Raw genomic sequence first — 6,794 nt, 5'->3', positions numbered from 1 at the left:
ATGGTGTCCTCGCACAGCAGGGACACGAACCAGCGGCCCGCCGCGTCCCGGGACACCGTCACCGTGGACGGCTCCGCACCCTCTGGCAGCGGACGCGACCAGCGGATGTCCAGCGGCCCCGCCATCTTGGCCAGCGTCAGCTTCCCGTCGCACCACTTGAAGGCGCTGCGAGTGTACTCCGCCGACGCACGCGACTTCTTCCGCGACTTGAAGCGCGGGTACTTGGCCCGCTTGGCGAAGAAGTTGGCGAACGCCGTCTGCCGCCGCCAGGTCCTCACCCTCACCGACCGGGGCCGTGAGCTCCTGTCCGCCTGCGCCTGCGAGGCCCGGGCCCTGGAGGAGGAACTCACCGCCGACGTCGACGGGTCCCAGCGGGAGGTGCTCCACACGGCACCGGGGGCAGGCTCGCGGCCTCGACGGGCCTGCCGACGGACCAGGTGGTCACCTGACCTGGTGGTCAGACGACTTGGTGGTCAGACGACTTGGTGGTCACACGGCGAGCGGTTCACACCCCGACCTCTCCGTCGATGCGCTCCCGGAGCAGGTCGGCGTGTCCGTTGTGACGGGCGTACTCCTCGATCATGTGGATGAGGACCCAGCGCAGGGAGACCGTGCCCCGCCAGGCGTCGTGGCCCTCGATGTCGAGGTCCGGAGCCTCGGCGACGAACGCCTCCGCGAAGGCGACTTCGGCGTGCCAGGCCGCCCAGGACGCCGCGACGACCTCGGGGTCGGGGACGGCGCCGTCGAAGTCGCCCTCGGGGACGTCCGTCGAGGAGAACCGCAGTTCGACGTCGTGTCCGGCGAGCACGGCCCGGAACCAGCGGCGTTCCACGTCGGCGAGGTGCCGGACGAGTCCCAGCAGCGAGAGCGAGGACGGAGCCACGGACCGCTGCACCAACTCCGGTCCCAGCCCGGAGCACTTCAGCTTCAAGGTGGCGCGTTGCGCGTCCAGCACAGCCGCGAGCATGCTCCGCTCGTCGCCGGTCGCCGGGCCGCTGAACCGGTGCTCGCTGCCGGTGCCGGTGAACAGTTCGATCCGTCGGTCGGGAATCTTCATGCCCGCATCATGGGCTCCAGGTGACCGCACCCGGAACCAGCCGTGCGTGTGGCCCTGGGCACGAGCACCCGACCACGTGCGCAGGGGGACATCGCGCCGGCGCTCACAGGCCGGGGGCGTAGGACACCGTGAGGGCGAACGCCGAGAGTGTGAGCAGGCCAAGGCAGTTGAGCCAGAACTCGGACTTGAGGAAGCGTGCCCGGATGTGCGCGAAGGCCGCTGCGAGGAAGTAGCAGACGACGCCCGCGTTGGCGGCCACGCCGATGCCGGACACGTAGATGCCCGTGATCAGCCCCGCGGCGGCGAGGAACTTGATCACGATCAGCGTCCACCACCAGTCCTCGGGGAACTCGACCCCGTTCAGGCAGGCACGGATGAAGGCCGGCGGGCGGATGGACATCACGGCGTCCACGGCGAGGACTCCGGCGAGGACGGCCTGCGGCCACCAAGGGCCCGGGATCATGGTCATCGCTGCTCACTTCCTTGACTCTCGGTGATGAACTCCACGACACGGACGAAGTCCTCGAGCGGCCCGCTCACATCTGCCCCGCCGGTCCCGGCACCGATGAAGAGCGTGCCGAGGTAGGCGAGATGGATCGCGCTCGCGCCCCGCGCGGCAGCCTCGGGTGCGAATCCGGCACGGGTGAGGACGTCGCCGATCTCGCGCCGCAGCACCGCGGCGAGTTCGTCGAAGACGCCCGCCTGGTGTTTGCCGGTGACGAGGGTCGCCGCGTAGTGACGGGCGAGCTCGAGGTCGCTGGTGAAGAGATCGACGAACGGCCCGAACAGGGCGACGATCTCCTCGACGAGATGACCGGGGGAAGGAGCCGCCGGGCGCGGCTCGCCCCGTTCCTCTCGGGCCCGGTGCAGGGCGGAGATGCGCCGGTCGAACAGTTCGACCAGGATCGCCGCCTTGTCGCCGACCGCCATCACGGTGCCCACGCTCACGCCGGCGTCCGCGGCGATCTCCCGGACGGTGGTCGACTCGAACCCCCGGGCGGCGAACAGGCGCTCCGCCACACCCAGAACCCGCTCGCGGGTGGCTTCCCGCTGCTCTCTGCGCGAGATCATGCCCACGGCTCCTGAACGCGTTCACTGAACATGTTCAGGAAGATAGCGGGCCGGACTGATCCACGTCAATCGGGGGCCGCCGCCCATCTCCGGACGCGTCAGCAGCCGGCGCCGATGAGTTTCGGGGCCCGGCGGAGTCTGCCTCTGTACAAGCACCAGCCGCGTACGAGCTCTGTGAGGGAAACATGACCAGCCACGCCCTGCCCCCCGTCGTCGACGCCGCGACGTGGGAGCGCCGGCTCGAGGCGCTGCGCGCCCGGGAGAAGGCCGCGACCCGGGAACTTGACGCCATCGCCGCCGAGCGCCGTCGCCTGCCGATGGTCGAGATGCCCGGCTACACCCTGGAGGGCGAGGACGGCCCCGTTCGGCTGGTGGACGTCTTCGAGGGCAAGAGGCAGCTGATCGTCTACAACCACATGTGGTTCGCCGGCCAGGAATGGCAGTGCCCGGGCTGCACGGGGTTCACCTCGCAGTACACCCGCCTGGACTTCCTGGACAACTACGATGCGCGCTTCGTGATCGTCACCCAGGGGCCGATCGAGGAGGCACTCGCCTACAAGCGCCGGGTCGGCAACCGGATGACGTGGTACTCGACCGCCCACAGCTCCTTCGGCACCGACGTCGGCGCACCGCCGGACGGAGGATTCGCGGTCAACGTGTTCCTGCGCGACGGCGACACCGTCTATCGCACCTGGCACACCAACGGCCGGGGCACCGAGCAGCTCAGTCACAGCTTCGCGCTGATCGACCTGCTGCCGTACGGGCGGCAGGAGGAATGGCAGGACGTGCCCGAGGGCTGGCCTCAGTCGCCCACCTACAGCCGCTGGGCGACGTCCAAGGACATCGCCGCGCTGTACGGCCCGGGCTCCGGCGACTGAGGGACGTCGCGCCACGACGGGTCAGCCGCGCACTCAGTGCTGCCGCCGGTGCGCGGCGCGCGAGCACGTACTTCCGGTCCACGAGATCATCGCGGGTCACGACGAGCAGGCGCAGCGGATCCGCACCGCTCTGACCCGGGCCGTGAGCGGCGTACTGTGCGCACTCGTCTCCCTGGCGGACCCGCGGACGATCGTCATCGGCGGCGAGTGGGGGCTGAGTCCCACCCTCATCGGCGACATCGAGCAACGCTTCGGCCGAACCCCGCGCCCCGTCCCCATCACCGCGGCCACACTCCCCTCACCCGAACTGCGCGCAGCGCGCGTGCGAGCCGTGGAAGAGCTCCGCTCCCTCATCGTCCGGTCGACCCGCTCCGCACCGGCCTGAGTTCAGCGGCGACCGCGCCGTCCGCTGCCCCGGCCACTTCCTGACGGTCCTTCACCGGCCGACCCTGACGGGGCGCCAGGCCAGGTCCCCGGGCCCGCCCGGACTCTCGTGGAGCACGATGCCTGCCGGCTGCCGGGGTGCTCAGCGGACGTAGCGGTGCATGGTGACCTTCGGGATGAAGTCGGCCAACGGGTCGTCGGTGCCGCTGGTGCGTGGTGCGCGGGCCGCTTCGCGGTCGAGGACGGCTTTGACGTGCGCCGCGAGTTCCTCGGCCTGACGTGCGATCTGGACGATGGGCGAGCGGGACGCCTTGAGTGCCTCCACCTTGCGCTCGATGTCGGCGAGTTCGTCGCGTGCCTGCCGGCTGAGGCTGAATTGCCGGGGTGTGGCCACGACGAACTGGTAGGCGGCGGAGAAGGTCTGGCAGGCCGGGCAGTGCTCGTTGACGGACCTGCTGAGGTTGGTGGCGTTGATCAGGCGGGCGTTGCGGCCGGCCGTGGTGACGATCTGGTAGGAGAGCGCGACGGAACGGCACGGCCGCGCGAGGGAGCATCCTGCCGAGACGGCGGTGGCCCGGTTGTTGGCCGTCACCGCGATGGAGGGGCCGTAGGTGTGGACCGAGAAGGACTCGTCGAACTGGTTCACGTGAGCCCGGTCCGCGTGGCTGTGCGCGGCATCGACAGCGATGGCGACGCCGTGGGAGGTGCCGACACGGCCGGGGGTGCTTGCGCGCGCTGAGGTGGTGACGGCCGTCATGACCAGACCGGCGGTGACGGTGACGGCGACACGGACGGCCGACTGCGCGGCGCCGGGGGTGCGGGGCTTGCGGTGGTGCATGGTCTGCTCCTGCGAAGAGGTTGGTAGTGGTACACGGTTCAGGACTGGCTGGGGAACGAGGGCCCGGTCGCCGAGGGCGGGGGCGGGGGCGAGGTGGGGGGAGGCTGCGAAGGCGAGGAGGTATCGGAGGGAGTTCCGGAGGGAGAGGTGGAGGGGGATGCGGACCCGCTCCGGCTCTGGCTCGGGGACGGGTCGGATGCGGGGGTGGTGGAAGTGGGGCCGGCCTGAGTCGTGGAGGGAGCCCCGGTCCGTTCCGCTGCGGGGGACGGTGTGCCGGTGCCGGGCACCTGGGTCGGCCCGGAGGCGGTCGGCGAGGGGGTTGTCGGGGTGGGCCGGCCGGTCGCGGCGGGGTGACGGCCTTCCGCGAGCCGGCTCTGCCCGGGCACGCCGCCGACGGCGGGATGTGCCGGGGAGGGGTGCGGGGCCGGCGGCGTGGGTCTGCCGGGTTGCAGGGCGGGGGTCACGGGCGCTGCTTCGGGCAGCGGTTGCGGGGTCAGACCCTGCACCCAGGCCGTGACCAGTACCGCGCAGGCCGCGGCGACCGCGCCGGCCAGGGCCACACGCACCACCGGCCTTCCCTCACTCGCCCGCGCGGCGGCGCGCCACAGGCGGGCGGTCAGCCTTCCTGCCAGGTAGGCGCCCCCGGCCAGCGGGCACAGCAGCATCAGCGTGCCGATCACCGCGACCAGTCCGGCCGCGATGTGCCCGTCGGTGAAGGCCGCATATGTTCCCAGGCACTGGCCTTTCACGCCGCGAACCGCGGTGGCCAGTAGGCGCGGAAGGTTCCACAACACGTAGGCCGCCTCGGCGAGCAGCAGCGGGACCATGGTCAGGACCCACAGCGTCACGACGGTCCTGGCCGAGCGTTTGAGGCCGACCAGCTGTGCGGCGGCCTGGCGGCGACCGGGCAGCATGCTCAGCAGGATCGGCTTGACCTTGCCGTACAGGTCGGGCACCCCGGCCATGTCACCCAGGATGTAGTAGCCGTCCAGCCGCACCACCGGGAAGAGCTGCTCGAGGACCTCGAAATGCGCGAGGTAGATCGCTGCCAGGAAGAAGGGCTGGCCGGTGAGGAGGTAGCCGGCGGTGAGGGCCAGCATGAAGACGACGTTGAAGTAGACGCCGCCCAGCCCGGTGCGCAGACGACCGGTCCTCCCGATCCGGTACACATCGGTGACGTCGGTGTACATGGACGGCCAGATCAGGAAGATACCGCAGCCGATCTTCCCGGGCACTGCCCCGCTGTACCGGCAGGCCGAGGCGTGCCCGAACTCGTGGAAGAGCAGGCTCGCCACGGTGAGGGCGAAGAGGATGAGCATCCACAGCGGCTGTTCGAGCACCTGGAGCACCGGGGTGATGGCTCCGTGGACGGCGAAGAGCCATACGTCCATGGCGATGGCGCCGGCCAGCACCAGTGCCACCACCAGGGGATGGTGCAGCCATGCCAGTGCGGTGGCGATCCGGGCCACCTGTGCCTCATGGAAGATCACTTTGTGGCCGCGCAGCGCCAGCAGCAGATCCGAGCGGGGCGCGGAGACCTCCTGGGCGTCACCGTCGAAGGGGACGGTGATCCCGAGCGGGGTGAGTTTGTGCTCCACCAGGTGGACGATGTTCTCGGTGCTGACCTCGGCCCCGTAGCGGCCGCTGACGCGGTGGGAGATGGCCTCGGCGTCGCGGACCCCGTCGACTCCGGCGACGACCAGGTACAGCAGCCGGGAGAGCTGGATGACCTGCCCGTCACCTCGGCGGACGATGTATCGACGCTCGGTGAAACCCGATCCCTGGTATTCGCCGAGCAACTGCAGCCCCTGGCTCAGCCTGGGCACGGGCGCGGCGTGCGGGGAGGCACAGGCGGCGGTCGCGGTGGACGCCGGGGCGGCCGTGCGTCCGGCGTCGGCGGGCGGCTCCGGCGCCATGGTGGCGGCGGGCGGGTCCGGCGCCATGGTGGCGGCAGCCGGCTCCCGGGACGACCCCGGGGGTGGGACACGGGCAGGCAGCGAGGTGAGTCTGCTGTTGTCTTCCAACGCCGTCATCGGTTTTCCTTCTGGGCGCATCTGACGTTCCGGCACATGTGCGCATGCCCTGCGGGACGGGCCGCCGGCGAGAAGCAGGCGTGGATCAGTGGGTCTCCGGCAGATGGGCCGGGCGGGGCCGGGTCCGTCCTAGTGCGAACCCGGCCCCTGCCCGGCCCTGACCGTTACTGCTGCACGCTGATGGACTGCGCGGCCTCGGACTGCGCAACCGCGTACGGCGAGCACTGGTTCAGCGCGGCCGATTCGTTGTGCGCGTCCACGTGCGCGACCTTCCTCGTGACGGTGGACCACTTGGCGAAGTTGAACGAGAACTTGCCCAGCGCCTCACGCCCCGGCAGCAGTTCCGCGGTCTCGGCCTCGAGCTGTTCCATGTTCATGAAAATCTCCTTCCATGCCATTCAATGGGTGTGTGAGCAAAACGAGCACCGGTGAGTTACGGGGCGAACGCGTCCGCCAAGCCGCACTCAGTGCCTCATTTCGCACCTGCCGGCGCGAATCCGGCTGACAGTGAGTGAGCAGCGATCCATCTGCCA

At 70.5% G+C, this 6,794-nt stretch carries 8 protein-coding genes and 1 pseudogene; 2 read left to right on the top strand and 7 right to left on the bottom strand.

The window, feature by feature from the left end; translation table 11 throughout:
• The 4 genes and pseudogenes from IE318_RS45145 to IE318_RS23260 all read right to left on the bottom strand — a co-directional run.
• Positions 1-260 (bottom strand): annotated as a pseudogene (locus IE318_RS45145) (RNA-guided endonuclease TnpB family protein); the annotation flags it as partial.
• Positions 261-505: 245 nt separating this feature from the next.
• Complete coding sequence (locus IE318_RS23270) at positions 506-1,057, bottom strand: DinB family protein (protein ID WP_189903336.1); 552 nt, start codon at positions 1,055-1,057, stop codon at positions 506-508.
• 103 nt (positions 1,058-1,160) lie between these two features.
• Positions 1,161-1,526 carry a DoxX family protein gene (locus IE318_RS23265; protein WP_030176048.1) on the bottom strand — a complete coding sequence of 122 codons (366 nt, stop codon included), beginning with the start codon at positions 1,524-1,526 and terminating at the stop codon, positions 1,161-1,163.
• Positions 1,523-2,128: a TetR/AcrR family transcriptional regulator gene (locus IE318_RS23260; RefSeq protein WP_051844451.1), complete on the bottom strand. Its 606-nt coding sequence runs from the start codon at positions 2,126-2,128 to the stop codon at positions 1,523-1,525. The genes IE318_RS23265 and IE318_RS23260 overlap by 4 nt, the downstream gene beginning before the upstream one ends.
• A gap of 185 nt (positions 2,129-2,313) precedes the next feature.
• Between IE318_RS23260 and IE318_RS23255 the strand changes: the two genes are divergently transcribed.
• Both IE318_RS23255 and IE318_RS23250 read left to right on the top strand, forming a co-directional pair.
• Positions 2,314-3,006: a DUF899 domain-containing protein gene (locus tag IE318_RS23255; protein WP_189903334.1), complete on the top strand. Its 693-nt coding sequence runs from the start codon at positions 2,314-2,316 to the stop codon at positions 3,004-3,006.
• A gap of 142 nt (positions 3,007-3,148) precedes the next feature.
• Positions 3,149-3,391 (top strand): hypothetical protein, encoded by a 243-nt coding sequence (locus tag IE318_RS23250; protein ID WP_189903332.1) that lies wholly within the window; start codon positions 3,149-3,151, stop codon positions 3,389-3,391.
• A gap of 141 nt (positions 3,392-3,532) precedes the next feature.
• On the opposite strand, the gene IE318_RS23245 is transcribed toward IE318_RS23250, so the two are convergent.
• From IE318_RS23245 to IE318_RS23235, 3 genes are all read right to left on the bottom strand, one after another.
• Positions 3,533-4,228: a hypothetical protein gene (locus IE318_RS23245; protein WP_189903330.1), complete on the bottom strand. Its 696-nt coding sequence runs from the start codon at positions 4,226-4,228 to the stop codon at positions 3,533-3,535.
• A 38-nt stretch (positions 4,229-4,266) separates the two neighbouring features.
• Positions 4,267-6,261: a zinc metalloprotease gene (locus IE318_RS23240; protein ID WP_229903703.1), complete on the bottom strand. Its 1,995-nt coding sequence runs from the start codon at positions 6,259-6,261 to the stop codon at positions 4,267-4,269.
• A 164-nt stretch (positions 6,262-6,425) separates the two neighbouring features.
• Complete coding sequence (locus IE318_RS23235) at positions 6,426-6,638, bottom strand: hypothetical protein (protein WP_030176057.1); 213 nt, start codon at positions 6,636-6,638, stop codon at positions 6,426-6,428.
• Between the last annotated feature and the right edge of the window lie 156 nt (positions 6,639-6,794).

Source organism: Streptomyces spiralis, assembly GCF_014654675.1.
GTDB classification, from domain to species: Bacteria; Actinomycetota; Actinomycetes; order Streptomycetales; family Streptomycetaceae; genus Streptomyces; species Streptomyces spiralis.
This window is presented reverse-complemented; position numbering and strand designations above follow the sequence as displayed.

Excerpts from the sequence above, each read along its gene's own strand:
- IE318_RS23270 (WP_189903336.1), bottom strand. The coding sequence starts at position 1,057 with ATGAAGATTCCCGACCGACGGATCGAACTGTTCACCGGCACCGGCAGC.
- IE318_RS23265 (WP_030176048.1), bottom strand. The coding sequence starts at position 1,526 with ATGACCATGATCCCGGGCCCTTGGTGGCCGCAGGCCGTCCTCGCCGGA.
- IE318_RS23260 (WP_051844451.1), bottom strand. The coding sequence starts at position 2,128 with ATGATCTCGCGCAGAGAGCAGCGGGAAGCCACCCGCGAGCGGGTTCTG.
- IE318_RS23255 (WP_189903334.1), top strand. The coding sequence starts at position 2,314 with ATGACCAGCCACGCCCTGCCCCCCGTCGTCGACGCCGCGACGTGGGAG.
- IE318_RS23245 (WP_189903330.1), bottom strand. The coding sequence starts at position 4,228 with ATGCACCACCGCAAGCCCCGCACCCCCGGCGCCGCGCAGTCGGCCGTC.
- IE318_RS23240 (WP_229903703.1), bottom strand. The coding sequence starts at position 6,261 with ATGACGGCGTTGGAAGACAACAGCAGACTCACCTCGCTGCCTGCCCGT.
- IE318_RS23235 (WP_030176057.1), bottom strand. The coding sequence starts at position 6,638 with ATGAACATGGAACAGCTCGAGGCCGAGACCGCGGAACTGCTGCCGGGG.